This window comes from Pseudoclavibacter sp. AY1H1, assembly GCF_002931055.1.
In the GTDB taxonomy this organism is placed as follows: domain Bacteria; phylum Actinomycetota; class Actinomycetes; order Actinomycetales; family Microbacteriaceae; genus Pseudoclavibacter.
Window position 1 is genome coordinate 57,386 of the sequence record NZ_PSXX01000016.1, and the last position, 22,669, is coordinate 80,054.

Sequence of the window (22,669 nt, forward strand, 5' to 3'; positions counted from 1 at the left end):
CTCGCCATCAGAAGCTCACCCCGCGGGACGCCAGGAACGGCAGGGGATCGACGCGACTGCCGTCGACGACCACCTCGAAGTGGAGGTGGCAGCCGGTCGACTGCCCGCTGGTGCCGGTGATGCCGATCAGCTGCCCCGCCGCGATCGTGGCTCCGACCCCGACGAGGTAGCCGTCCGCCTCCATGTGCAGGTACTTGGTGATGAGCCCCCCGCCGTGGTCGACGACGATCGTCCCGTTGCCGGAGCTGTCCGGTTCGGCCTCGATGACGGTGCCCGACTGCGCGGCCCAGATCTGGCCCCCGCAGCCGCCGGCGGCGAGGTCGATGCCGTTGTGCATCCGCCACTCGAAGTCGGTCGGATGGAACCTGTTGCCGAACGTGTCGGTGATGCCGCCCAGACCGGGAGCTGCCCAGCCGCCCGGGCTCACCGCCGTGCGGCTGCCGCCGTCAGGGGTGGCTGCTCCTGCTCCCGCCGCGCCGCATCCATCGCCATCCGAGCCGATCGCGCTGGCACCGGAAGCGAGTGCTCCGTCGCCGAGGCCCGTGCTGGACCCGCTGATCGTCTCGCTGACTGCGACGGCTGCCTGCCAGTACTTCGAGTAGTGCGCCGGATCGGCGTTGCCCTGCACGCGGTGAGCTGCCTCGGAGGGGGTGAGCGCGTCTCGCTCGGTCACCGCGAGCAGTGCTGCGAAGAAGTGGTCCGCGCTGATGCGCGGGTCCATCCTGTCGGAGTAGCTGCCCCATGCGCCGTTGTCGCGCTGCTGGAACAGGCCACGTGAATCAGGGCCAGCCTCGTCGCCGTGGTCGATGACCAGCAGTGTCGATTCGCCGATCGCGGTCATGACGCCGATGACCTGATCGCGCGTGCCGAGTCCAGCCGCGCGGCCCGCCAGCAGGATATGGGCCGCATTCGACAGCTGCGCGCCGGCGAACTCGACCTGATCTGCGCCGATCATGGTGCTCACCTCGAGCGCTGCCGCGGAATTCGGCTCGGCTTCCATGCCCACGCTCGACTTCGCCTCGGGCCCAGCGTCGGAGAAGACGCCCGGCAACGGGAAGTCGGGCGTCGCGCAGGCGGCCACACCCACGAGCGCGGTGCTCGCGATGGCCGCGACCACGAGCGCGCCGAGCAGCAGACCTGGAGTGAGCAGGACCGCGATCGCAACGCCCCACCAGAGGCCGTTCCGGGTGCTCACGAGCTCGACTCCTTGGCCGTGATCTCGGCGACGAGCCAGGGCCCGGAGCTGCCGTCGCGCACGAGCAGCAGGCGGTAGGAACCCGACTCGGTCGGTGCGGTGACGTGAGCCAGGTACCCGCTCGTGTGGCGCTCGAGGTGAGTCGCGGCGGTCAGGAAGGCTCCGGGGATGGTGGCAGGGTCGACCGAGCTCAGCGCGGCCATCGCCGACGCCGTGAGATGCGGTTCCAGCGCTTCGAGCCAGGCGCGTCGTTCGGTCTTGCGGCTGAGGTACGCCTCGATGGTGGCAGATGCGACGGCCAGAGCCTCCGCATCCGAGGCCTCGTCGTGCGTCGGAGACGGCCCAGGGAGGTGCGTGTCGACGTGCTCATCCTGCGGTCCGCGGGCGAGCTGCGTCGGCACCGATGGCGAAGCTGGAGCGGTGGCTGGAGCGTGCCTCGGTACCTCGGCGGGCGAGCAGCCGCTCACGCCTGCGCTCACACCGAGGGCCATGGCGGCAAGCCCGGCGACAGCGATTCTTCGGCGCATGGAGCACCCCCTTCTCGCCGCAGACCGGCTGCGGCGAGGACCAATCTAGGTGGCTCGGGAGGCCCCAGATCGTGGCTGTGGATAACTCCTCGCAGCCCCCTCGACCGTGCGTAGAGTCCATTCCTGTACCGAGCCGGTGCACACGCCGACGAACCGTCTGAGGTCGTCGACCTGCCGGCTCATGTCCCCGGTGGGCCCACGGCGAGCTGACTCGAGCGCTCGCGGTTCGACTGCCCGGCGACGGCTCGAGCCCGCCGTGAGCGGAGCTGCCCTTCATCGCGCGTTCCCGCGTTCATCTCGACAGGAGACCACCGACCATGACGATCGCCGCACTCACCGACCTGCTGCTCGACGCATCAGCGCACCTCACGACGCTCCCCGACCCCGACCCCGTGCAGCCTCCAGGCACCGAGGGGCTCACGACGCTGCTCGGCTGGGTGAAGTGGATCGGTCTCGCCGTGTGCGTCCTGGGCCTCATCGCGGCCGGCACGATGATGGCGATCCAGTCACGCAGAGGCGAGGGCGGCGAGCACGCGGGGAAGATCGGCATGGCGCTCGGCGGCGTCATCATCATCTCGGCGGCGACCAGCCTCGTCGGCTTCTTCGTCTGATGCGGGGAGGGCGAGCATCATGCCGAGCGGCGGATCGTTCCAACGGCGGTCAGCGCAGCGCCGGAGGGCTTCCTCCGGGAGCCGGCCAGGGTTCATCGTCGCCGCGCTGGGCGTCGCCCTGCTTGTCGTGGCCGGCGTCGTGGTCTCCATCCAGGCCGCCTTCGGTGGCGGCACATCCGGAGGCGAGATGACAGTGGGCGACGGCCAGCGGGCATCCGCTTCGGCGGGTGCCACGCCTGCGGGTCCCGAGCCCGGGCCCGGTGATGCCGGCGCGGTCGCGGCCGCCTCTCCGAGCAGCTGCGGGCTGCGCGAACCGGAGCGGACCTCATTGCCTCCCGCTGACAGGCAGCTCCTGATCGCACCGGCGACCAGCTGGCGCGACGTCGACGTCAACCTGGCACCGAGCTCACCGGAAGCGGGCCCGGCGGCACTGCACGAGGACGGCTTCGGATACTGCTTCCAACGTTCAGCCGAGGGGGCGCTGTTCGCCGCCGCGAACTTTCTCGTGCAGTCGAACACTCCCGCGCTTCGAGCGCCGCTCCTCGACTACGCACTCGCCGCAGGCCAGCATCGGGAGTCCTTGCTCGCCGATTCGGGCTCGGGAGGCTCCGGCGTGCGACTCCAGATCGTGGGCTACCGGTTGCTTGCGTTCGACGGTGGCACCGCGCGCGTCGACGTCGCCCAGCGTGTGAGCGTCGACGGGACGACCAGCTTCATCGCCGCCGTCATCGACCTCGTCTGGGTCGACGGCGACTGGCGCATTCCGAGCGATGAGCCTGCTCCGGTGCGCCTGCAGTCGCTTGGCGACGTCGGCGGCTACGTGAGATGGAGCGCCTGATGGCCGACTGCGGACTCATGGACTTCGAGTGCTACTCCAAGGAGATCGCCTCGACGGTGTGGACTCGAACACGGGAAGCCCTCCAGAACGACATCAACGAGTGGATGGCCGAGCAGCTCTCGACTCTCGGCACGATGTGGGTCGACGTCCCGACGCCCGACCTCGGCACGACCGGCGCGCCCTCTGGCACGGCGCCGGCAGCGCCGACGGGCGACATCGAGACCCACCTCGGGACCGTCCTCGGCTACGTGAGCTGGATCTCGGGCACCGTCGCGGTCATCGGACTCGTCTTCCTGGCCGTCATGGTGGGGCTGCGCATCCGCTCAGGCGACGGCGTCCCCTTCCACGGACGCTTGTTCGCGGTGCTCGCTGGCGGGGTGCTCATCGCGGGAGCTTCGTCGCTCGTGTCGGCCCTCATCCCCACGGCCCCAGCGGCGGCGACCAACACTGCGACGTTCCTGCAGTCGTCGACGTGGTGGCTGGCTGGGGTCTGCGCGATCGTGTCGGTCATGATCGGCGGTGCTCGCATGGCCTGGGAGCAGCGCGCGAGGCCAGGGCAGGAGCTGCTGAAGAGCCTCCTCACACTGGTGGTCGTCGCCAGCGTCGGCCTCACGATCGTGTGGCTGCTCGTCCGTGCCGGCGATTCGTTCTCGACCTGGATCATCGACGAGTCGCTCGAATGCGACCTCGACGGAACACCGAACTGCTTCAAGGACAACGTCGGTGTGATGCTCGGCACCTCGATCGCCGGTGTCGCCGGCGCAGCAGGCGGGACTGCCGGGCCCGCCGCGTTCTCCGGGGTCGTGAACGGCCTCTTCATCGGGGTCATCGTCGGCCTCGTTTCCGTCGTCCAGGTGCTCCTCATGATCGTGCGAGGGGGGATGCTCGTGATCCTCGCCGGAGTCCTCCCGCTGGCGGCCTCGGCGACGAACACCGAGCTCGGCCGGGGCTGGTTCCAGCGCTGCCTCGCCTGGCTCACCGCCTTCATCCTCTACAAGCCAGCCGCGGCGATCGTCTACGCCGCCGGATTTCGCATGACCGGGGCGGCCCCGAGCGCCGAGAGCGGCGCCGTGCTGACCACCTACACGGGGATCGTGATCCTCGTGCTCGCCATCGTCGCGCTCCCCGCGCTCATGCGATTCGTCACTCCCATGGTGGGCGCGATCGTCTCGAGTGGGGGCGGTGCCGCGATCGCCACCTCGGTCGCGGATCGGGTGCCAGAGGGCGCACGACCGAGGCCGGCCTCAGCACCCCAGGGGAGCAGCGTCCCGCGCGGCGGAGGGCGTGCCTCGACAGGCGGCGGCCCTGCGTCGCGCGGCTCAGGACCGAGCCCGCGGGCGGTGCCCGCTGCGGCGGGAACATCTGCGGCATCGCCGGGGAGCACACGCGCAGCCGCGTCGACGGGTACTGCCTCCGGCGGTGCGGCAGCCGCAGCGGGAGCAGGCAAGGCCCTCGCTGGGCCCTACGTCGCGGCAGCGATCGCAGGCGTTCAACCGTTGAAGAAAGCCGTCCAGTACGGCACTGACGCCGCGATCGCGGTCGCAGAACGGACAACAGGAGAGGACCCGAGCGGTGGTCGATAGCTCGATGACACGAAAGACGCGAACCTACGGGAACTGGCGGAAGCCGACGTCAGCGGGACTGCTCGGTCTCGGCTCGGTGGGGACGGCGCTCCTGCTGGGCGGACTGGTGCTCGTCGTCGTGGCCGTCATGATCTCGGGTCTCATCGCTGCGCTCATCGTCGCCTCGGGGATCGGCGTCGCGCTCCTGATGCTCGTGGTGCGCGACGCGCACGGCAAGAACGCGCTGTCGCGGCTCGGAGCCCACTCAGGCTGGGGCCTCTCGCGGGCGAGGGGCGAATCCGCGTACCGGTCCGGTCCGGTCGGTCGAGTGCCGTGGGCGACGTTCCAGCTGCCGGGCATTGCAGCGCCGACCAGGCTGAGCGAGCACGTCGACTCGCACGGCCGGCCATTCGCGCTGCTCCTGACGCCCGCGGTCGGCAGCTACACCGTCGTGTTTGGCACGGACCCGGATGGCGCGGCGCTCGTCGACCAGGAGCAGATCGACTCCTGGGTCGCCGAGTGGGGCCACTGGCTCTCCAGCCTCGGCGACGAACCGGGCATCGAGGCGGCGTCGGTGACGATCGAGACGGCCCCCGACTCCGGCTCTCGCCTCAGGCGAGAGGTCGCCATGAACATCGACCCCAACGCGCCAGCCTTCGCGCGGGCGGTGCTGGAGGAGACCGTCGCGGGGTACCCGGAGGGCTCCTCCACGGTGAAGGCCTTCGTCGCGCTCACCTTCCAGGGGGCCCTCCGAGTCGGTGCCAGAAGGAGGGCGCCGGACGAGATGGCGCGCGAGCTCGCGGCGCGGCTCCCCGGTCTCAGCGCGGGGCTCCAGGCAACCGGCGCGGGCGCGGCGCAACCGCTCACCGGGCAGGAGCTCTGCGAGATCGTCCGAGTCGCCTACGACCCGGCAGCCGCGGTGCTGATCGACGAGGCGCACGCCGGAGGGGAGATCCCGGAGCTCAGCTGGAGTGACGTCGGCCCGGCGGCGGCCCGCGCCAGCTGGGCAGGCTACCGTCACGACTCCGCCTACTCGACGACCTGGGCGATGACCGTCGCACCCAGGGGCAGCGTGCAGTCGAGCGTCCTCGCGCGGCTCCTCGCGCCCCATCGTGACATCGCGCGCAAGCGGGTGACGCTGCTCTACCGCCCCATCGACGCCGCCAGAGCAGCGGCACTCGTCGAAGCTGACCTCAGCGCGGCCCAGTTCAGGCAGACCTCCACCTCGAAACCCGCCGCGCGCGACACGCTCGCCGTCCGCGCCGCCGCCGCGACGGCAAGCGAGGAGGCATCCGGCGCTGGCCTCATCAACTTCGGAGTGCTCGTCACGGCGACAGTGCTCGACGCCGCCCACGAGCTCGACGCACGAGCGGCCGTCGACAACCTCGCCGCGACAGCACGCCTCCGCCTGCGCCCCGTCTACGGATCCCAGGACTCGGCCTTCGCCGCGGCGCTCCCGCTCGGCCTGGTCCTCAGCAAGCACCTGCGAGTGCCGAGCGAACTGAGAGAGAAGCTATGAGACGAGCACACGCCAGGTCACGCAAACAGGCGACCCAGGAACGGGCGCGCCCACCCGAGCGGCCGGGACCCAGGGGCTGGAGCGGGACCGGCCGGGGCGCATCCACCTACGTCCAGGCACCCGACGAATGGCGCGGCACCACCGTCCAGGTGTGCGGGCTCTGGCCCTTCGCCGTCGGCACGGGAACTCCCATGATCGGGGTGCCCCTCGGGCGGCACACGCAGACCGGCGCGACCCTCTGCTGCGACCCCATCTCGTGGTTCCAGCGGGCGAAGCTCATCAGCAACCCCTCCGCGTTCATCCTCGGCAAGCCCGGACTCGGGAAGTCGTCGCTCGTGCGCCGCATGGCGACAGGCCTTGCCGGCTACGGCGTCATGCCCCTCGTGCTCGGCGACCTCAAGCCCGACCACGTCGACATGATCACCGCCCTCGGCGGGCAGGTCATCTCGCTCGGGCGCGGACGCGGCTACCTCAACGTGCTCGACCCCGGAGAGGCGACGGCCGCCGCGCGGCGGCTCAGGGCGAGCGGCTTCGACGCCGAGGCTGGCCAAGTGCTCGCCGATGCGCATGGCCGCAGGCACACGATGGTGTCGGCCCTCCTCACGATTATGCGTCTCCAGCCACCGAGCGATCGCGAGGAGACGATCATCGACCGGGCACTCAAATGGCTCGACCAGCACCACGACGGCGTGCCCGTCCTCGGCGACCTCCTCGAGGTCGTGCGTGCAGGCCCCCCGGAGGTGCGCGCGGTTGCGCTCGACCGGGGAGACGACAGCAGGTACAAGGCCATCACGGAGGACCTCGAGGCCTCCCTCATCGGGCTCGTCGGCGGAGGCAGGCTCGGCGAGACGTTCTCCCGCCAGACCACCAACCCCATGCGACGCGACGCGCCCGTCGTGTACGACGTCTCCTCCATCGACGACTCCGACGTCGACCTGCAGGCGGCCGCGCTCCTCGCCTGCTGGTCGGCCGGGTTCGGCACCGTCAACGTCGCGAACGTGCTCGCGGATGCGGGGCTCGAGCCCCGCCGGCACTACTTCGTCATCCTCGACGAGCTCTGGCGCGCGCTGCGAGCAGGCAAGGGAATGGTCGACAGAGTCGACGCCCTCACTCGCCTCAATCGCCAGCGCGGAGTCGGCATGGCAATGATCTCGCACACCATGAGCGACCTGCTCGCGCTGCCCACCGAGTCAGAGCGGATGAAGGCGAAGGGCTTCGTGGAACGCGCCGGCATGGTCATCTGCGGCGGACTGCCGGGTGCCGAGATGCCGCGCCTCACCTCCGCGGTGCCCCTGTCGCTCGCAGAGCAGGAACTTCTCATCGGATGGCAGGACCCGCCAGCTTGGGACGCGACCAGCGGCAGAGAGGCCGAGCCACCGGGGCGAGGCAAGTTCCTCGTCAAGGTCGGCGGCAGGCCTGGCATCCCGGTCGACGTGCAGCTCACCGCCGCAGAGGCGAGCATCAACGACACCAACAAGCTCTGGCACGAGCCGAGCCGTGTGGCCGGGCTGGGCCCGGAACCGTCAGTTGGTCTCGACCCGGAGCGGATACGGCGATGAGCGCGCCGCGAAAGCGGGGCCCGGGCGGCATGGCTGCCGAAGCCGTACTGCTGTGGATCGGACTCACCGCCGCCGTGGTCGCCATCGGCGGGACCAACCTCTCCGTGCGGGTCGCCGCGAACGTCGAACGCCCCAGCGAGCCGCTGCCCGACGACGTGTTCGCGCTGTTCTTCGGGGTGCTGCGGGGGAGCGTCCGCTGGAGTGCCACCGCGACCGGGGTTGCGATGGCGCTCGCGCTCGGTCTGGCGCTCGCGGTCGCGGTCTCGCTGCTCCTCGCTCGCGGGCATCGCACCGGCAGTCGACGCCTCGACCGCTCTGCGGCGCTCCTCGGGCGGGGCCGGGAGATCGCAAGCATCAGCGCCCGCGGGGCGCGTGCGAGCAGCCAGCGCCTCGGCGTCGCGGGCCCCATCGGCGTGCGGCTCGGCACGAGCCTGCCGGGCGGCTCACCCGTCTTCGGCAGCTGGGAGGACATGCAGATCAACATCAGCGGCCCGCGAACCGGGAAGTCGACGGCCTTCGCCATCCCCGCAATCGTCGAGGCGCCGGGAGCCGTCATCGTCACGTCCAACAAGCGGGATGTCGTCGACGCCACCCGGGGCGTGCGCGCCGAGGCCGGGCGAGTCTGGGTGTTCGACCCGCAGGGTGTTGCAGGCGACGCCGCAGAGTGGTGGTGGGACCCGCTCAGCTACGTCACCGACGAGGTGCAGGCGGGAAAGCTCGCCGAGCACTTCGCGAGCGGATCCCGGGAGCCGGGCTCGAGGGCAGACGCGTTCTTCGACCCAGCTGCGAAGGATCTCCTCGCCGCGCTCCTCCTGGCAGGGGCCCTCGCAGGCACCCGCATCACCGAGGTGTACCGGTGGGTGACGCGGCCCGGTGACGACGATGCGGTCGGCATCCTGCGGGATGCGGGGTACCGCCTCATCGCCGACCAGCTCGAGGGGGTGATCAGCGCGCCCGAGCGCCAACGCGGCGGCATCTACGGCACCGCGCAGCAGATGGCGTCCTGCCTCACCAACGGCGCGCTCGCCCCGTGGATCACAGCGAGCGGGGAGCTCGACACGAGGCCGCAGTTCGACCCGCACGAGTTCGTCCGCGGAACCGACACGCTCTACTCGCTGTCCCGTGAAGGACAGGGGACAACAGGCCCGCTGGTCACCGCCCTCACCGTCGCCGTGGCCGAGGCAGCGGAGGAACTCGCCTCCGCCTCACTGTCCGGACGGCTCGCTCGGCCGCTGCTCGGCGTCCTCGACGAGGCCGCGAACGTCTGCCGCTGGCGAAGCCTCCCCGACCTGTACAGCCACTACGGCTCGCGGGGCATCGTGCTCATCACCATCCTGCAATCCTGGTCGCAGGGCGCCGAGGTCTGGGGCGAAGGCGGCATGCGCAAGCTCTGGTCGGCGGCCAACATCAAGATCTACGGGGGAGGCGTCAGCGAGGCGGCCTTCCTCGACGAGCTCTCCAAGCTCGTCGGCGACCACGACCGCGAGCTCTCCTCGCTGAGCTACGGACGAGGCCACCGCACCGTCTCGAAGCAGCTGCATCGAGAGCGCATCCTCGACGTCGCCGAACTCAGCGCGCTCCCACGCGGGCGCGCGCTCGTGCTCGCATCCGGCAGCCGCCCCACCCTCATCAGGACCAGGTCGTGGATGCAGGGCCCGCACGCCGCGCGCATCCGCGCGTCGATCACCGCGCACCAACGAGGAGGCGACGCCACAGGAGGAGACGGGGCGGAACGCGACGAGGCTGAACGCGACGGGGCTGAATGCGACGAGGCTGAACGCGGAGAGGAGACACTGCCGTGAATCAGGAGCAGAGCCAGGGTGGCATCTCGAGCGAACTCGCGCGGGCTCCGGGACCGCAGTTCGCGTGCCTCGCCGACTTCGTGCGCGAGTTCGTCGCTCGGAGCTGCGCGCGCAGAGTCGACGGCCGGACGCGTGTCTGGTCGGCGCGCTGGTGGGACTCCCCGGAAGCGGTGCTCCGCCTTGGTGGGCTCTGGCAGGCGTGGGAGGAGCTGAAAGGGGTGCCCGGAGGTGCGTCCCTCTGGTTCCGAGACCACGCCGACTACCACCTCGGCGTGCTCTTCAGCCCAGACGGACCCTTCGAGGCGAGCCCCGACGTCCGCGAGAGCACCAGCCGCCGCGGCGACGACCTTCCCTGCGCGCCACCACCGCCCGGCCACGAGGTCTCCCGACGACGCTGACCCATGCCCCGAACGCAGCAGAGCCGCTCGAAATTTGTCAAGAGCTATTGCCAGTATTCGTCTATACCTCTGGACAAACATGTGAAACGCTTGGACCTTCTCCGGCGACTGCGTCGACATGCAGCCGAACAGCGACTCGAGATGGTGCTCACCGAAGGCGCCAGCCACACCAAGGTCGTGATCGGGGGCGCGAGGACCGTCGTGCCGCGTCACAGTGAGATCAACGAGCGGACGGCAAGAGCCATCCTCAGACAGATGGGAATCGAACGATGAAGGTAACGGCGCGGGCGACCCGTTCCGGTTCCTGGTGGGCCGTCGAGGTGCCAGAGGTGCCAGGACTCTTCACGCAGGTGAAGCGCCTCGAGCACGTCAGGGAGCAGGTCGCGGACGCGGTCGAGCTCCTCGAAGGTGTGCCAGCGGCAGACGTGCAGATCGCGCTCATGCCAGTGTTCGACACAGCGACGGATGGCGTTGTTCACGGCGCGCAGGACGCGGCGGCGGCGGCAGCCGCTGCCCAATCTGTCGCCTCACGCCGCATGCGGTCGGCCGTGGCCCGCCTTCGCGACGAGCAGCTCACGATGCGAGACATCGCAGAAGTCCTCGGCATCAGCCACCAGCGCGTGTCGCAACTGGCGCAGGACGCCGGCGTCCGCGAAGCGGGCTAGCGCTCAGTCGACCGCGGTGCTGCGCGCCCCGAACGCAGCAGAGCCGCCCGCGATCACTCGCGGACGGCTCTGGGGAAACTCGGCAGGGCAGGCTGCCGGGTGGCTTACGGCTGCAGGCGGTTCGGGCCGCGGAACAGGTACGTGACCTCGCGCAGCGTCGTCTGGTGCAGCATCAGCATCAGGATGCGCGCGAAGCCCATGCCGAACCCACCGTGGGGCGGTGCGCCGTAGCGGAAGAAGTCGAGGTAGAAGCCGAGCTCGTCGACCTCCATGCCCTTCTGCTTCGCCTGCTCCTCGAGCACGTCGACGCGATGCTCGCGCTGAGCCCCCGTCGAGATCTCGACGCCGTTCCAGATCAGGTCGTAGCTCTTCGTGAGCGACTCGTCGCCCTCGTGGCGCATGTGGTAGAACGGCCGGATCGAAGCCGGGTAGTCCGTCAGGAACACGAACTCGTGACCGAACGTCTCCTGTACGTGCGCCGCGATCTGGCGCTCGCCCTCAGGGTCGAGGTCCAGGTCGTTGCGCTCGAGCTTGTGGCCGCGGGCCTCGACGATCTCTCGAGCCTCCAGCAGCGGGATGCGCGGGAACGGCAGCGACGGAACGACGATGTCGACGTCGAAGAGCGCCTTGATCTCCTCGCCGTGGGCGTCCTTGACCGCCTGCAGGCCGGCAACCATGAGCTGCTCCTGCATCTGCATGACGTCCTCGTGCGACTCGATCCAGCTCACCTCGGCGTCGATGCCCGTGAACTCGGTCGCGTGGCGCGACGTGAACGAAGGGTCAGCGCGGAACACCGGTCCGATCTCGAAGATCTTGCCGAGGCCCGAGCTCATCGCCATCTGCTTGAAGAACTGGGGGCTCTGCGCGAGGTACGCGCTCGTGTCGAAGTAGTCGACCTTGAACAGCTCGGCCTTCGACTCGGACGCCGAGGCCATGAGCTTCGGGGTGAACAGCTCGACGTAGCCGTTCTCCACCCAGTAGGTGCGGAACGCGTGCGCGAACGTCGTCTGGATGCGGAAGATGAGGGCGTTGCGCGGGATGCGCAGGTCCAGGAAACGCCAGTCGAGGCGCTTGTCGATCGACGTGTCCTCGGCGATGGGCGTCTCGGGGAGCGCCGCGGTCTCGACGACGATCTCGTCGACCTTGACCTCGAGGCCGCCGAGCTTCACGCGCTCGTCGGCCTTCTTCTGGCCGCGCACGGAGATGAAGCTGCCCTGGGCGAGCGCGGAGATCGTGTCGGAGATCGCCTCGCGGCCCTCGGCGCGCGGGTTCACGAGCTGGACGGCGCCGCTCTCGTCGCGGAGGACGACGAACTGCACCTTCTTCTGGTCTCGAACCGTATCGACCCACCCCTGCACAAGCACGGGGCCGTCTTCGAGCGTGGAAAGGGAGGAGATGAGGGCGCGATCAGTCACCTCGCAAGGGTACCCGAGGCGCAGACGCGTGCGAGCGGGAAGACAACAAGGCACAGCTTGGGGTGCGGATGCGCATCCTGTGCCGCAGTGTCGGTGGCGGTTCGTAGACTGGAGCGCATGGCGGCACAGCGAATCCACCTCGTCCGCCACGGCGAGGTCGAAAACCCCAACGGGCTCCTCTACGGGCGCCTCCCCGGCTTCGGCCTCTCCGAGCTCGGCGCGCGCATGGCGCGCGTCACAGCCGAGGACCTGCACGCCAGGGCCGTGCCCGCCACCCGCCTCGTCGTCTCCCCGCTGCAGCGCACCCGCGAGTCGGCGGCACCCATCGCCGAGCTGTTCGGCCTCGAGCCCGTCATCGACGAGCGCGTCATCGAGCCGACGAACGCCTTCGAGGGGCGACGGATGACGGGCAGATACGGAGCCCTGCGTCGCCCTGGCTCGTGGCCGAAGCTCGTGAACCCCCTGCGCCCGAGCTGGGGTGAGGCGTACAAGTCCATCGTCGCCCGCATGCGAGAGGCGGTGCTCGACGGGGCCGAGCTCGCAGATGGCGGCGATGTTATCGTGGTCTCTCACCAGCTGCCGATCTGGATGGTGCACCGCGCGCTCTCGAAGGAGCCGCTCGCGCACAACCCGAAGCACCGGCGGTGCTCGCTCTCGAGCATCACGACGCTGGAGTACCACCCCGCAACCGGCTTCGTGGAAGCCGACTACCGCGAACCGGCGGCGCACGAACTCGGCGCCGCCACCGATGAGGGAGCCGTGTGACCATCCGCTCAGAGAGCGTGAAGACGTCGCGCTTTCCCCGAACCCTCCGTGCAGCCCTCGCGACCGCGGGCGTCGCCACCATGCTGGCGCTCGCCGCCTGCTCCGGAGACGAGCCGCTCGCCCAGGACTACGCCGCCGGGGGAGATCAGGGCTACGTCGCGGGCGACGGCAGCTACGAGATCTTCCCAGCAGGCGAACGACAGGACCCGATCCAGTTCGGTGGCGTCACCGAGTTCGGAGACGAGCTCTCCAGTGAGGATCTCGCGGGCTCCGTCACCGTCGTCAACTTCTGGTACGCCTCCTGCCCGCCCTGCCGCCTCGAGGCCCCCGACCTGCAGGCAGCTTGGGAAGAGCACGAAGACGACGGCGTGAAGTTCGTCGGCGTCAACATCTACGACCAGGCGGCGACCGCCAAGACCTTCGCCGAGACGCAGGGCATCACGTACCCGTCGATCCTCGACGTCGACGACGCGAGTGTGCGACTCGCCTTCGCCGACAACGTGCCTCCCCAGGCCATCCCGTCCACGCTCGTGCTCGACGCCGAGGGTCGGGTCGCTTCCGTCATCCGCGGGCCGATCGACCCCTCGATCCTGAACTCGATGATCACCGACACGCTCGCAGAGAGCAGCAAGTGACGACCCCCCTGCTCGCCTCCTCCGCGCTGGCGGCGATCGCCCCCGGCAGCGCGGTGGGCGAGACGATCGTGAGCGGCCAGCTCTTCCTCGCGATCCCGCTCGCCGTCCTGGCCGGCCTCATCTCCTTCGCCTCCCCGTGCGTGCTGCCGGTCGTGCCCGGCTACCTCGGGCTCGTCGGCGCAGTGGCACAGGATGCGCCGGCCAAGGTCCCCGCTCGCCAGAGCGTCGGAGCGCACTCGGGTCCCGCAGCCGCAGCCGAGTCCTCCTCACGCGCATCGCGACCCGCCGACCAGCCCGAAGCGAAGCGGGGCCTCCTCGCCCGCCTCACGACCGGACGCGGCCGAGTCGCGTTCGGCGCGACGCTGTTCGTGCTCGGCTTCACCGTCGTCTACGTCCTCTCCGGGGCGGCCTCCGGGCTCCTCGGATTCTGGCTCATGGAGTACCAGCGCGTCATCATGCGGGTGCTCGGCGTCGTCGTCATCGTCATGGGCGTCGTGTTCATCGGCCAGGTGTCGTTTATGCAGCGCACCGCGCGCATGAAGTTCGCGCCGTCCGGCCTGCTCGGAGCGCCCCTTCTCGGCATCGTCTTCGGCGTCGGATGGGCTCCGTGCCTCGGGCCGACGCTCATCGCGATCAACTCTCTCAGCTACCAGTTCGCCTCCCCCGGCCGGGGAGCGCTCCTCGCGTTCTTCTACTGCATCGGCCTCGGCCTCCCGTTCATCCTCGTGGCGCTCGGCATCGGCCGCGTGACGACGGGCATCAACTGGGTGCGGAAGCACATCCGCACCATCAACCTCGTCGGCGGCGGCATCCTCATCCTCATCGGGTTGCTCATGGTGATCGGCGTCTGGCAGCACTTCATGTCCGCATTCGCGGCGACGATCGGCGGCTATGTCCCGGCCCTCTGACCACTTCGACGCGGGGAAGGACGGCTTCGAAGCCCGCGACCGCGAACCGAAGAAGACCGCATCAGGCGCCGCGCGCGCGAGCATGCCGAACAAGCCGGGCGACATCAAGAAGCCCGGCCGCGCATCCGCGCTCGTCGCCTGGCTTCGCACTGCCTGGCGTCAGCTCACGAGCATGCGCACCGCGCTGCTCCTCCTGCTGCTGCTCGCCATTGCCGCCGTGCCCGGCTCGCTGGTGCCGCAGCGCTCGAGCGACCCCAACGGGGTCATCGTCTACCAGGACACGTACCCGGACATCGCCCCGTTCCTCGACGACATCGGCATGTTCGACGTGTACAGCTCCCCGTGGTTCACGGCGATCTACCTGCTGCTCTTCGTCTCGCTCATCGGCTGCATCATCCCGCGCATCAAGCACCACTGGGATGCGCTGCGCTCGAAGCCGCCGAAGACTCCCGCGCGTCTCTCGCGGCTCGACGCCTACTCCACGCAGGTCCTCGACTCGTCGCTCGACCCGAAGCGCGGCGCCGTCATCGACGAGGCCGCCAAGCTGCTGCGCGACAAGAAGTACCGCACCGTCATCTTCGATGAGGGCAAGCGCGGCATCTCCGTGTCCGCGGAGCGCGGCTACCTGCGGGAGACGGGCAACCTGGTCTTCCACTCGGCCATGGTCGGCATCATCGTGGCCGTCGGCATCGGCGGTGGCTTCACCTGGTCCGGGCAGCGTGTGCTCGTCGAGGGCCAGACGTTCGTGAACGGCCTCGTCAGCTACTCGTCGTTCAACCCGGGACGATTCTTCACGCCGGACGTGCTCGCGCCGTTCTCGATGCGTCTCGACTCCTTCGACATCACGTACGAGGAGGAGAACCAGAACGCCATCGGGCAGGCCACCGACTACGCGGCGAACGTCACCGTCAACACTCCGGGCGGCGAGCCGAAGACCGAGACGGTGCGCGTCAACGACCCGCTTCGCTTCGCCGGTACCGACAGCTACCTCCTCGGCAACGGCTACGCCCCCGAGATCACGGTGCGCGACCCGGACGGCAACGAGGTCTTCTCCGACTTCGTCCCGTTCCTCCCGCAGGACGCCTTCCTGACCTCCATGGGCGTCGTGAAGGTCCCGGATGGGCTCGACGAGCAGATCGGCATGCTCGGCTTCTTCTACCCCTCAGCGGTCGAACTCGAGTCGGGTGCGCTCACCTCGAACCATCCCGACCTCCGCGACCCGATGCTGACGCTGAACGTCTACTCGGGTGACCTCGGCCTCGACGACGGGGTCCCGAGGTCCGTGTACACGCTCGACACGGATACGCTCACGCCCATCGCGGCTCGCGACCTCGACTTCAAGCCCATCGAGCTCCGGCCGGGTGAGACCGCCGAGTTGCCGAACGGCCTCGGCACGATCGAGCTCGGCGAGGTTCCTCGCTACGCGTCCTTCGACGTGCACGAGGACCCGACACAGATACCGGTGCTCATCTTCGCGATCCTCATCATCGGCGGCCTCTTCACGTCACTGCTCGTGCCGCGGCGCCGCCTCTGGGTGAAGGCCACGACCCGCTCCGACGGCACCGTGCTCGTCGAGTACGCGGGCCTCGCACGTGGAGACGACCCGCAGCTGGCCGCCTCGGTCAATGATCTCCTCGACGCCCACACGAGAAAGATCGTAGGCTTAGCGGAACCTGCGTCGCCGGCCCGCGCCGCCGGGGCACCTCAAGGCCCCGAGGCCACCCAAAGCTCACCATCTGGCGCCGGCAGCCAAGGCGCGGCGCTCGCCTCTTCTCCCACTCAGGAAGCTCCATGATCGAAACGCTGTCCAGCTGGTCGAACCTGCTCCTCTACGTCGCGATGGCGGTGTACTCGATCGCGTTCATCGCCTTCGCCATGGACCTGGCCGGTCGCAGCGCACGCGCAGCCGAACGCTCCGAACGGCAGTCGGCGGTCGGAGCGACCGCCGCGCGCCGCAATGCGCTCGTCGGCGCGGCAGCCCCGGCAGGAGCAGCCGCGCATGACGGCGTCGCGGCAGACCGCGACGTGTCCGAGCCGGCCAGCTACACGACGGAGGACCCCGCGAGCTCGGTGTCTCTCGCGTCCACGCGCACCGAGTCGGGCGACGCCTGGCGCGACACCCGCGCGACGCCGTCGCTGCGCATCGCGATGTGGCTGACCATCGCCGCGTTCGTCGTGCACCTCGCGGCGACCACCCTCCGCGGCATCGCCGCTGACCGGGTGCCGTGGTCGAACATGTTCGAATTCTCCATGACCTCGACGCTCCTCATCGTGCTCGTCTTCCTCCTCGCCCGCTTCTGGGCCGACGTGCGCTTCCTCGGCACCTTCATCACGGGCTTCACCGTCATCACGCTTGGCATCGCCACGCTCGGCTTCTACGTCGATGTCGTGCCGCTTGCGCCCGCTCTGCAGTCGGTGTGGCTCGTCATCCACGTGTTCGTCGCGTCGCTCGCGACCGGCTGCCTCGCGATCGGCGCGGGCCTCAGCGCCGCGCAGCTCCTGCAGACTCGTCGAGTTGCGCGCGTGCGTGCCGGTCTGCCCACGAAGCTCAAGCTCCTCTCGGCGCTGCCAGACGCGGTGCGCCTCGAGAACCTCGCCTACCGCATCAACATCATCGGCTTCATCCTCTGGACCTTCACCCTCATGGCGGGGGCCGTCTGGGCTGAGCGCGCCTGGGGCCGCTACTGGGGCTGGGACACCAAGGAAGTGTGGACCTTCATCATCTGGGTGGTCTACGCGGGCTACATCCACGCTCGTGCCACGCGTGGCTGGCGCGGAACGCCGTCGGCGTGGCTTGCCATCGCGGGCTTCGCGACGGTCATGTTCAACTTCGGCGTCGTCAACGTGTTCTTCAAGGGACTGCACGCCTACTCGGGAATCTGAGCAGACCCTCCGGCGAGGAGGGCATGGCAGCTGCGGAGCCGTTCCCTCCACCATTCCTGCCGTTCGGCAGGGGAGGCGAGCCGCTTGAGCGCGGCTTCGTCGACCGTGACGGGGGCGAGCGGGATGCGCCCGGCGCGCGGGCGGAGCGGCTCGGTCACGACATCCTCCGCGAGCAGCGACGCCGTTCCGAGGCCCGCGTCGTGGCGCGGCGCTGGCAGGGCTGCGGCGAGCTGTGCTCCCATCGCGATGCCGACCGAGGAATCGAGGGCGCTCGACACGGTCGCGGGAAGCCCGGCAGACGCGACGATGTCGACCGCGCGGCGGATCCCGCCGAGGGGCTGCATCTTCACGACGACCACGTCAGCCGCGCCGAGGCGCGCGACCTCCAGGGGGTCATCGGCCTTCCTGATGGACTCGTCGGCGGCGATGGGCACCTCGATGCCAGCGTCCCGCAGACGGCCCCTGAGCTCGCCGAGCTCGGCCGTCGTCGCGCACGGCTGCTCCGCGTACTCCAGGCCGAAGCGGGCCAGCGCCCGGAGAGCGGTGACGGCGTCGTCGACCGACCAGCCGCCGTTCGCGTCGACGCGCAGCCGCGCATCCGCGCCGAGGCGTTCGCGCACGCCGGCCACCCGGGCGATGTCGTCGGCGAGCGTCTGCCCTCGCTCGGCGACCTTGACCTTGGCCGTTCGGCAGCCGTCGAAGCGCGCGAGCACGCCGTCGAGCGCGGCCTCCCCGACGGCGGGCACGGTCGCGTTGACCCAGATCTCGCCCTCCGCGTGACGCTCGAGGGTCTCATCGAAGCCGAACTCGATCGCGGCGCGCAGCCAGTTCGCGGCTTCCGCGTCGCCGTACTCGAGGAACGGCGAGAACTCGCTCCACGCGACGGTGCCGCGGATGATCGCCACCTCGCGTGCATCCACCCCTCGGAATCGGGTCACGAGGGGAAGCGTCACGATGTGCGTGCGGTCGAGGAGCTCGTCGATCTCGGGCAGCTGCATGCCGCCATTGTCTCGCGCGGTCCCGGGAAGGTCTCTCCGGCTGGGGACGTTCGGCGCGGATCGCGCTAGGCTGAGGCATCGATCGGTCATGCCGGACGCAAACTCCTATGTCTACGAACCTCTCCAGCCCCGCACCTCGCTTCAGCCCTCCGCCGGCCGACGAGGACTTCGGTGACGCCCTCGTCAGCTCCGGCTCTGGAGGGCACCGCCCCCAACGGGTCGTCTCGACGGGCGGCAGTGGCAGGCTCGGGTACGGGAAGCCGCAGTATCGGCACGGCTCGCTCGTGCAGCGCACCTGGTACGAGATCGCCTTCAACCCGCGCCGCTGGTCGGCCGGCCACTGGGCGCTCCTCGGGGTGCTCATCACGGTGCTCGCCGACGTCTTCGTCTTCTTCTACGCCTCGAACCTGTTCGGCATCGACCGCAAGTTCGAGATCGAGATGTGGCTGCTCACGGCCGGCATCGCGGGCTTCCTGACGATCGCGATGGCCCTCTGGGGCATCATCTTCAACAGCGCCAGGGGTGCGGCGATCTTCGCGATCATCCTCGGACTGCCGTTCGGGGCACCCCCCGCGTGGCTGGTCGGCAACACGATCATCCAGCTGATGGCGAACGGCGGCACCCTCCCCGTCGCGCCGCCCCTCTGGTAGCGGCGCAACGCTCGGAGGCTCGGACTCGGCGGGTGCACGCCCCGCAGGACCCTGCCCGCTCGTCGGATAGCGTTATGGCATGACTGCCTTCGTCTCCGAACTCTTCGACGCCGAGCGCTGGCGCACCGTCCCGGGCTTCGAGGAGCTCACCGACCTCACCTACCACCAGGATCTGACGGGCCGCATCGCCCGCGTCGCCTTCAACCGGCCAGAGGTGCGCAACGCGTTCCGCCCGCAGACGGTCGATGAGCTCGCGCGTGCCCTCGACGATGCGCGCATGAACCCGCGCATCGGCGTGGTGCTGCTCACGGGCAACGGCCCGAGCCCGAAGGACGGCGGGTGGGCGTTCTGCTCGGGCGGCGACCAGCGCATCCGGGGTCGCGACGGCTACAAGTACGCCGACGGGGAGACGCGCGACACCATCGACTCGGCCCGCAACGGTCGGCTGCACATCCTCGAGGTGCAGCGGCTCATCCGCTTCATGCCGAAGGTGGTCATCGCGGTCGTTCCCGGGTGGGCCGCTGGGGGCGGGCATTCGCTGCACGTGGTGTGCGACCTGTCGATCGCGTCGCGCGAGCACGCGAAGTTCAAGCAGACGGACGCGGACGTCGGGTCGTTCGACGCCGGCTACGGTTCGGCGTACTTCGCGAAGCAGGTCGGGCAGAAGTTCGCGCGCGAGGTGTTCTTCCTCGCCGAGGAGTACTCGGCGGAGCGCGCCATGGAGATGGGCACCGTCAACCGGGTCGTGCCGCACGCGGAGCTCGAGGTCGAGGCTGTTCGCATGGCGGAGACGATCCTGACGAAGTCGCCCACGGCCATCCGCATGCTGAAGTTCGCCTTCAACGCGGTCGACGACGGGCTTGTCGGGCAGCAGGTGTTCGCCGGCGAGGCGACCCGCCTGGCCTACGGCACGGATGAGGCCGTCGAGGGGCGGGATTCGTTCCTCGAGAAGCGCGAACCCGACTGGTCGCCGTTCCCGTGGCAGTTCTGACGTCGCGGATCCCCGGCGCCTCGTTGGGGCGGGGGCTTCGACGTGGGTGCTGAGCTCGGGAGCGGCGGCGCGCGTCCGCTGGTCCGCGTGGATGCGCGTGACACGTCCGCGGTCACGGCTGCGCTCCGGAGCGCGCTGAGCGGTGCAGGTCCTGCCGTGCTGCCCACGCAGCCGCCCGCAGGCGCACTGGCGTCGGGTGAGCTCGGCCTGGCCGGCGAGGCGCTCGGCGCCGTGCCGGAGGGCGTCGTGCTGGTGATCGAGACGAGCGGGTCGACGGCGGAGCCCAAGCGCGTCATGCTCACCGCAGACGCGCTGCGCGCATCCGCCGCGGCGACGTACGCGCGCTTCGACCTGCTGTTCGGGAGGGCGCGCGCAGCTGAGCCCACTCGCCAGTGGCTGCTGACCCTGCCGGCCTCCTACGTGGCGGGCGCGCAGGTGCTCATGCGGTCGATCCTGGCCGGCACGGAGCCCGTCGTGCTGGGCGATGACCACTTCACGGCTGAAGGGTTCGCGCGCGCCGCCGCGGAGCTCACCGCCGACCGGCGCTACGTCTCGCTGGTGCCCGCTCAGCTGGCGCGCCTGCTCGATGCGTCTTCTGCGGTCGCGGACGTGGTTGCTCGCTTCGATGCCATTCTCGTCGGCGGGCAGTCGCTGCCGCCCGTGCTTCGCTCGCGGGCCGAGGCGCTCGGCTGGAACGTCGCGACGAGCTACGGGTCGAGCGAGACGAGCGGCGGGAGTCTCTACGACGGTGAGCCGCTCGACGGGGTGCGGATCCGCATCCGCGACGGTGAGGTGCAGCTGGCCGGTCCCGTGCTCGCGGCCGGCTACCTTGGCGACCCGCGCCGCACGGCGGAGGCCTTCATCGAGGATGGCGGCGAGCGCTGGTATCGAACGAGCGACGGCGGGCGCCTCGAGCGCGATGAGACCACGGGCCGAGAGCGGCTCGTGGTGACCGGACGCCTCGACAACGTCATCGTCTCCGGGGGTGAGAAGGTGCTCCTCGACCGGGTCGAGGGCATCGTGCGCCAGCTGCACGGCCTCACCGACGCGGTTGTCGTCCCCGCGCCGTCCGAGGAGTGGGGGCAGGTGCCCGCGCTTGTCGTGGAGGCTTCCGGCTGGGCACTTGGCGGGCCCCCGCCCGGCGCCGAGGCGACGTTGCTGGACGCACGTGCCCTCGCGGGCGACGAGCGCTGGCGCTCTGTTCGCGAGGCGACGGGGGCCGCTGGCCGCGCGGCTCGCCCGGCGCTGCTCGTGCTTGCACGGCGCATCCCGTATCTGCCCAGCGGAAAGCCCGACCGCCGATCGCTGGAGCGCCTGGTCGCGGGGCTCGCCCGCGGAGTCGGCGAGGGCTGAGCGCCGGGTTGCCGATCAACCCTGCGGGCCGTGTCAGGCCTCGGGGTCGTCCTCAGGTGGGCGTCTGGTTGCGGCCGAGCGGCGGCGCAGGATGATCGTCGTGGCGATGCCGGCTCCGACGAGGACCAGCACGCCGGCGACGACGAGTGGTGCTGCGGGTGTGGCCGTGGTCGCGGCTGTGGCCGTCGGCTGCTCGGTGGCGGTCGCTGTCGGCGTGGGCGTCGGCGTCTCGGGCGTGCCCGGCTCGAGGAGTGCCTGCAGCTCCGCCCCGACGGTTTCGGCGAGGTAGGCGACGCCCGCCTCGTTGGGGTGGAGCGCGCCGAGCTTGAGAGATGCGCCTGGCGTGGTCGACCCTCCCTCACCGGGTTCCAGCGTGATGCCGCTCATGTAGGGCTCCGTGGTCGAGCATGCGGAGTGCGCGGAAGTCGCCTTCAATGTGGAGATGAAGGTGGCGCCGCTCGCCTCGGCCGCCGTCTGTATGGCCTCGTCGAGGTGGACCTCCGTCTCGTGCAGGTACGCGGTGTCGACGTCGGTGAACGGGAAGGAGTTCTCCGGGTAGCCCGCCGAGGTGAAGGCGGGGGAGAAGCATCCACCGACCGGAGTGTTCGTGGGGTCGGGTGTGATGGCGGGGTATCCGACGACGACGATGTCGGCGTTTGGCGCCTTCTCGGCGATGAGGGCGAACGTTGAGGCCAGCGCGGGGGCGATGAGCGAGTCGATGCGGTCCTTCAGGGCGTCGACCTCGACACCCCCTCCGTCGACGACGTACTGCGATCGGCAGTTGGGGACGGTCTGGTCGGCGACGAGGGGGCCGAGGGAGCTCGCGGCGACGCAGGAAGCGGCGATATCCGAGAACTTGAGGTCGTTGCCGCCGATCGACAGGGTGACGATCTCGGTCGTTGCGGAGAGGCTCGCCGACTGCACCGGTGCGCTCGCGCCGGACGCGGTGACCTGCTCGGCATCGCGGATGTCGGCGGTGACGGCGCCGCTGCACGTGCGGTCGTCGAGGGCCAGGCCGAGCGAGTCGGCGATGCGGTGCGGGTAGTTCGCGAGTGCCTGGAAGCAGCCAGGGGCGGGCTCCTCGCTGAACGGCACGAGCCCGAAGCCCGAGGAGTACGAGTCGCCCAGCGCGACGTACGCGCGCGCCTGGGCGCCTCCGTTCACCGCCGGATCGCCGAGGGGCGTCGCGAGGGCGCCGGGAGCGGCGAGCAGCACGATGCCTGCGGCCGCAGCGCTGATGGCGGCCGCGCGCACGCGTGATCGGGCAGTCATGGTTCTCCTGTCGAGCGGATGTCGATCGGGACGGGGGTGGTGGTCTCATAGTGCCACCGTGATGCTGACCGGGGAACGGGCTGAGGAGCTCGCTTCTGGGGTGCGCCAGCCGTCGTCGCAGGG

Annotated in this window: 21 protein-coding genes; 16 read left to right on the forward strand and 5 right to left on the reverse strand. The window is 70.1% G+C overall.

What is annotated here, in order from left to right:
- Nucleotides 1–7 precede the first annotated feature (7 nt).
- Complete coding sequence (locus C5E05_RS18190; RefSeq protein WP_258064919.1) at nt 8–1,195, reverse strand: M23 family metallopeptidase; 1,188 nt, start codon at nt 1,193–1,195, stop codon at nt 8–10.
- Nucleotides 1,192–1,722, reverse strand: coding sequence for a hypothetical protein (locus tag C5E05_RS18195; RefSeq protein WP_146081180.1), 531 nt, complete (start codon nt 1,720–1,722; stop codon nt 1,192–1,194). The genes C5E05_RS18190 and C5E05_RS18195 overlap by 4 nt, the downstream gene beginning before the upstream one ends.
- A gap of 317 nt (nt 1,723–2,039) precedes the next feature.
- On the opposite strand from C5E05_RS18195, the gene C5E05_RS18200 reads away from it, so the two are divergent.
- The 8 genes from C5E05_RS18200 to C5E05_RS18240 all read left to right on the forward strand — a co-directional run bounded on the left by C5E05_RS18200 (nt 2,040) and on the right by C5E05_RS18240 (nt 10,676).
- The gene (locus tag C5E05_RS18200; RefSeq protein ID WP_104243463.1) at nt 2,040–2,333 is read left to right on the forward strand and encodes a hypothetical protein; all 294 of its coding nucleotides are present in this window, start codon (nt 2,040–2,042) and stop codon (nt 2,331–2,333) included.
- 19 nt (nt 2,334–2,352) lie between these two features.
- The gene (locus C5E05_RS18205) at nt 2,353–3,171 is read left to right on the forward strand and encodes a hypothetical protein (RefSeq protein WP_104243461.1); all 819 of its coding nucleotides are present in this window, start codon (nt 2,353–2,355) and stop codon (nt 3,169–3,171) included.
- Nucleotides 3,171–4,754 (forward strand): hypothetical protein, encoded by a 1,584-nt coding sequence (locus C5E05_RS18210; RefSeq protein WP_104342737.1) that lies wholly within the window; start codon nt 3,171–3,173, stop codon nt 4,752–4,754. Before C5E05_RS18205 ends, C5E05_RS18210 begins: the two co-directional genes overlap by 1 nt.
- A gap of 4 nt (nt 4,755–4,758) precedes the next feature.
- Entirely contained in the window at nt 4,759–6,252 is a 1,494-nt protein-coding gene (locus C5E05_RS18215; RefSeq protein WP_104342751.1) for an SCO6880 family protein, read from the forward strand.
- Complete coding sequence (locus C5E05_RS18220; protein WP_104342738.1) at nt 6,249–7,811, forward strand: ATP/GTP-binding protein; 1,563 nt, start codon at nt 6,249–6,251, stop codon at nt 7,809–7,811. Before C5E05_RS18215 ends, C5E05_RS18220 begins: the two co-directional genes overlap by 4 nt.
- Nucleotides 7,808–9,613, forward strand: coding sequence for a type IV secretory system conjugative DNA transfer family protein (locus tag C5E05_RS18225; RefSeq protein ID WP_104342739.1), 1,806 nt, complete (start codon nt 7,808–7,810; stop codon nt 9,611–9,613). Before C5E05_RS18220 ends, C5E05_RS18225 begins: the two co-directional genes overlap by 4 nt.
- The gene (locus C5E05_RS18230; protein ID WP_258064920.1) at nt 9,610–10,011 is read left to right on the forward strand and encodes a DUF4913 domain-containing protein; all 402 of its coding nucleotides are present in this window, start codon (nt 9,610–9,612) and stop codon (nt 10,009–10,011) included. Before C5E05_RS18225 ends, C5E05_RS18230 begins: the two co-directional genes overlap by 4 nt.
- 269 nt (nt 10,012–10,280) lie before the next feature.
- A complete protein-coding gene (locus C5E05_RS18240) occupies nt 10,281–10,676 on the forward strand; it encodes a type II toxin-antitoxin system HicB family antitoxin (RefSeq protein ID WP_104243449.1) in 396 nt (131 codons plus the stop codon).
- A 104-nt stretch (nt 10,677–10,780) separates the two neighbouring features.
- Here C5E05_RS18240 and aspS read toward each other — a convergent pair whose 3' ends face one another.
- A complete protein-coding gene (gene aspS / locus C5E05_RS18245; RefSeq protein ID WP_104243447.1) occupies nt 10,781–12,091 on the reverse strand; it encodes an aspartate--tRNA(Asn) ligase in 1,311 nt (436 codons plus the stop codon).
- Nucleotides 12,092–12,208: 117 nt separating this feature from the next.
- On the opposite strand from aspS, the gene C5E05_RS18250 reads away from it, so the two are divergent.
- The 5 genes from C5E05_RS18250 to ccsB are packed head-to-tail and all read left to right on the forward strand — an operon-like array spanning nt 12,209 to nt 17,282.
- Entirely contained in the window at nt 12,209–12,856 is a 648-nt protein-coding gene (locus C5E05_RS18250) for a histidine phosphatase family protein (protein ID WP_104243445.1), read from the forward strand.
- The gene (locus tag C5E05_RS18255; protein ID WP_258063382.1) at nt 12,853–13,491 is read left to right on the forward strand and encodes a TlpA disulfide reductase family protein; all 639 of its coding nucleotides are present in this window, start codon (nt 12,853–12,855) and stop codon (nt 13,489–13,491) included. The genes C5E05_RS18250 and C5E05_RS18255 overlap by 4 nt, the downstream gene beginning before the upstream one ends.
- Before the next feature lie 53 nt (nt 13,492–13,544).
- The gene (locus tag C5E05_RS18260) at nt 13,545–14,399 is read left to right on the forward strand and encodes a cytochrome c biogenesis CcdA family protein (RefSeq protein ID WP_104342753.1); all 855 of its coding nucleotides are present in this window, start codon (nt 13,545–13,547) and stop codon (nt 14,397–14,399) included.
- Nucleotides 14,383–16,194, forward strand: coding sequence for a cytochrome c biogenesis protein ResB (locus C5E05_RS18265; protein ID WP_104300478.1), 1,812 nt, complete (start codon nt 14,383–14,385; stop codon nt 16,192–16,194). Before C5E05_RS18260 ends, C5E05_RS18265 begins: the two co-directional genes overlap by 17 nt.
- On the forward strand, nt 16,191–17,282 hold the full coding sequence (gene ccsB, locus C5E05_RS18270; protein WP_104300480.1) for a c-type cytochrome biogenesis protein CcsB: 1,092 nt from the start codon (nt 16,191–16,193) through the stop codon (nt 17,280–17,282). The genes C5E05_RS18265 and ccsB overlap by 4 nt, the downstream gene beginning before the upstream one ends.
- On the opposite strand, the gene C5E05_RS18275 is transcribed toward ccsB, so the two are convergent.
- Complete coding sequence (locus tag C5E05_RS18275) at nt 17,267–18,280, reverse strand: o-succinylbenzoate synthase (RefSeq protein WP_104342740.1); 1,014 nt, start codon at nt 18,278–18,280, stop codon at nt 17,267–17,269. The two genes, ccsB and C5E05_RS18275, sit on opposite strands and share 16 nt — an antisense overlap.
- A gap of 107 nt (nt 18,281–18,387) precedes the next feature.
- Here C5E05_RS18275 and C5E05_RS18280 point away from each other — a divergent pair, with 107 nt between their 5' ends.
- From C5E05_RS18280 to C5E05_RS18290, 3 genes are all read left to right on the forward strand, one after another.
- Nucleotides 18,388–18,930 (forward strand): hypothetical protein, encoded by a 543-nt coding sequence (locus tag C5E05_RS18280; protein ID WP_104243437.1) that lies wholly within the window; start codon nt 18,388–18,390, stop codon nt 18,928–18,930.
- A gap of 79 nt (nt 18,931–19,009) precedes the next feature.
- Nucleotides 19,010–19,921 carry a 1,4-dihydroxy-2-naphthoyl-CoA synthase gene (locus C5E05_RS18285; protein WP_104243435.1) on the forward strand — a complete coding sequence of 304 codons (912 nt, stop codon included), beginning with the start codon at nt 19,010–19,012 and terminating at the stop codon, nt 19,919–19,921.
- A 42-nt stretch (nt 19,922–19,963) separates the two neighbouring features.
- A complete protein-coding gene (locus C5E05_RS18290) occupies nt 19,964–21,274 on the forward strand; it encodes an AMP-binding protein (RefSeq protein ID WP_258064921.1) in 1,311 nt (436 codons plus the stop codon).
- 33 nt (nt 21,275–21,307) lie between these two features.
- Here the strand turns inward: C5E05_RS18290 and C5E05_RS18295 are convergent, their stop codons facing one another.
- Nucleotides 21,308–22,546, reverse strand: coding sequence for an SGNH/GDSL hydrolase family protein (locus C5E05_RS18295; protein ID WP_104342741.1), 1,239 nt, complete (start codon nt 22,544–22,546; stop codon nt 21,308–21,310).
- Nucleotides 22,547–22,669 lie beyond the last annotated feature (123 nt).

Coding starts and splice junctions, on each gene's coding strand:
- C5E05_RS18195 (WP_146081180.1), bottom strand. CDS start 1,722: ATGCGCCGAAGAATCGCTGTCGCCGGGCTTGCCGCCATGGCCCTCGGT.
- C5E05_RS18200 (WP_104243463.1), top strand. CDS start 2,040: ATGACGATCGCCGCACTCACCGACCTGCTGCTCGACGCATCAGCGCAC.
- C5E05_RS18205 (WP_104243461.1), top strand. CDS start 2,353: ATGCCGAGCGGCGGATCGTTCCAACGGCGGTCAGCGCAGCGCCGGAGG.
- C5E05_RS18210 (WP_104342737.1), top strand. CDS start 3,171: ATGGCCGACTGCGGACTCATGGACTTCGAGTGCTACTCCAAGGAGATC.
- C5E05_RS18215 (WP_104342751.1), top strand. CDS start 4,759: ATGACACGAAAGACGCGAACCTACGGGAACTGGCGGAAGCCGACGTCA.
- C5E05_RS18220 (WP_104342738.1), top strand. CDS start 6,249: ATGAGACGAGCACACGCCAGGTCACGCAAACAGGCGACCCAGGAACGG.
- C5E05_RS18225 (WP_104342739.1), top strand. CDS start 7,808: ATGAGCGCGCCGCGAAAGCGGGGCCCGGGCGGCATGGCTGCCGAAGCC.
- C5E05_RS18240 (WP_104243449.1), top strand. CDS start 10,281: ATGAAGGTAACGGCGCGGGCGACCCGTTCCGGTTCCTGGTGGGCCGTC.
- C5E05_RS18250 (WP_104243445.1), top strand. CDS start 12,209: ATGGCGGCACAGCGAATCCACCTCGTCCGCCACGGCGAGGTCGAAAAC.
- C5E05_RS18265 (WP_104300478.1), top strand. CDS start 14,383: ATGTCCCGGCCCTCTGACCACTTCGACGCGGGGAAGGACGGCTTCGAA.
- ccsB (WP_104300480.1), top strand. CDS start 16,191: ATGATCGAAACGCTGTCCAGCTGGTCGAACCTGCTCCTCTACGTCGCG.
- C5E05_RS18275 (WP_104342740.1), bottom strand. CDS start 18,280: ATGCAGCTGCCCGAGATCGACGAGCTCCTCGACCGCACGCACATCGTG.
- C5E05_RS18280 (WP_104243437.1), top strand. CDS start 18,388: ATGTCTACGAACCTCTCCAGCCCCGCACCTCGCTTCAGCCCTCCGCCG.
- C5E05_RS18285 (WP_104243435.1), top strand. CDS start 19,010: ATGACTGCCTTCGTCTCCGAACTCTTCGACGCCGAGCGCTGGCGCACC.
- C5E05_RS18295 (WP_104342741.1), bottom strand. CDS start 22,546: ATGACTGCCCGATCACGCGTGCGCGCGGCCGCCATCAGCGCTGCGGCC.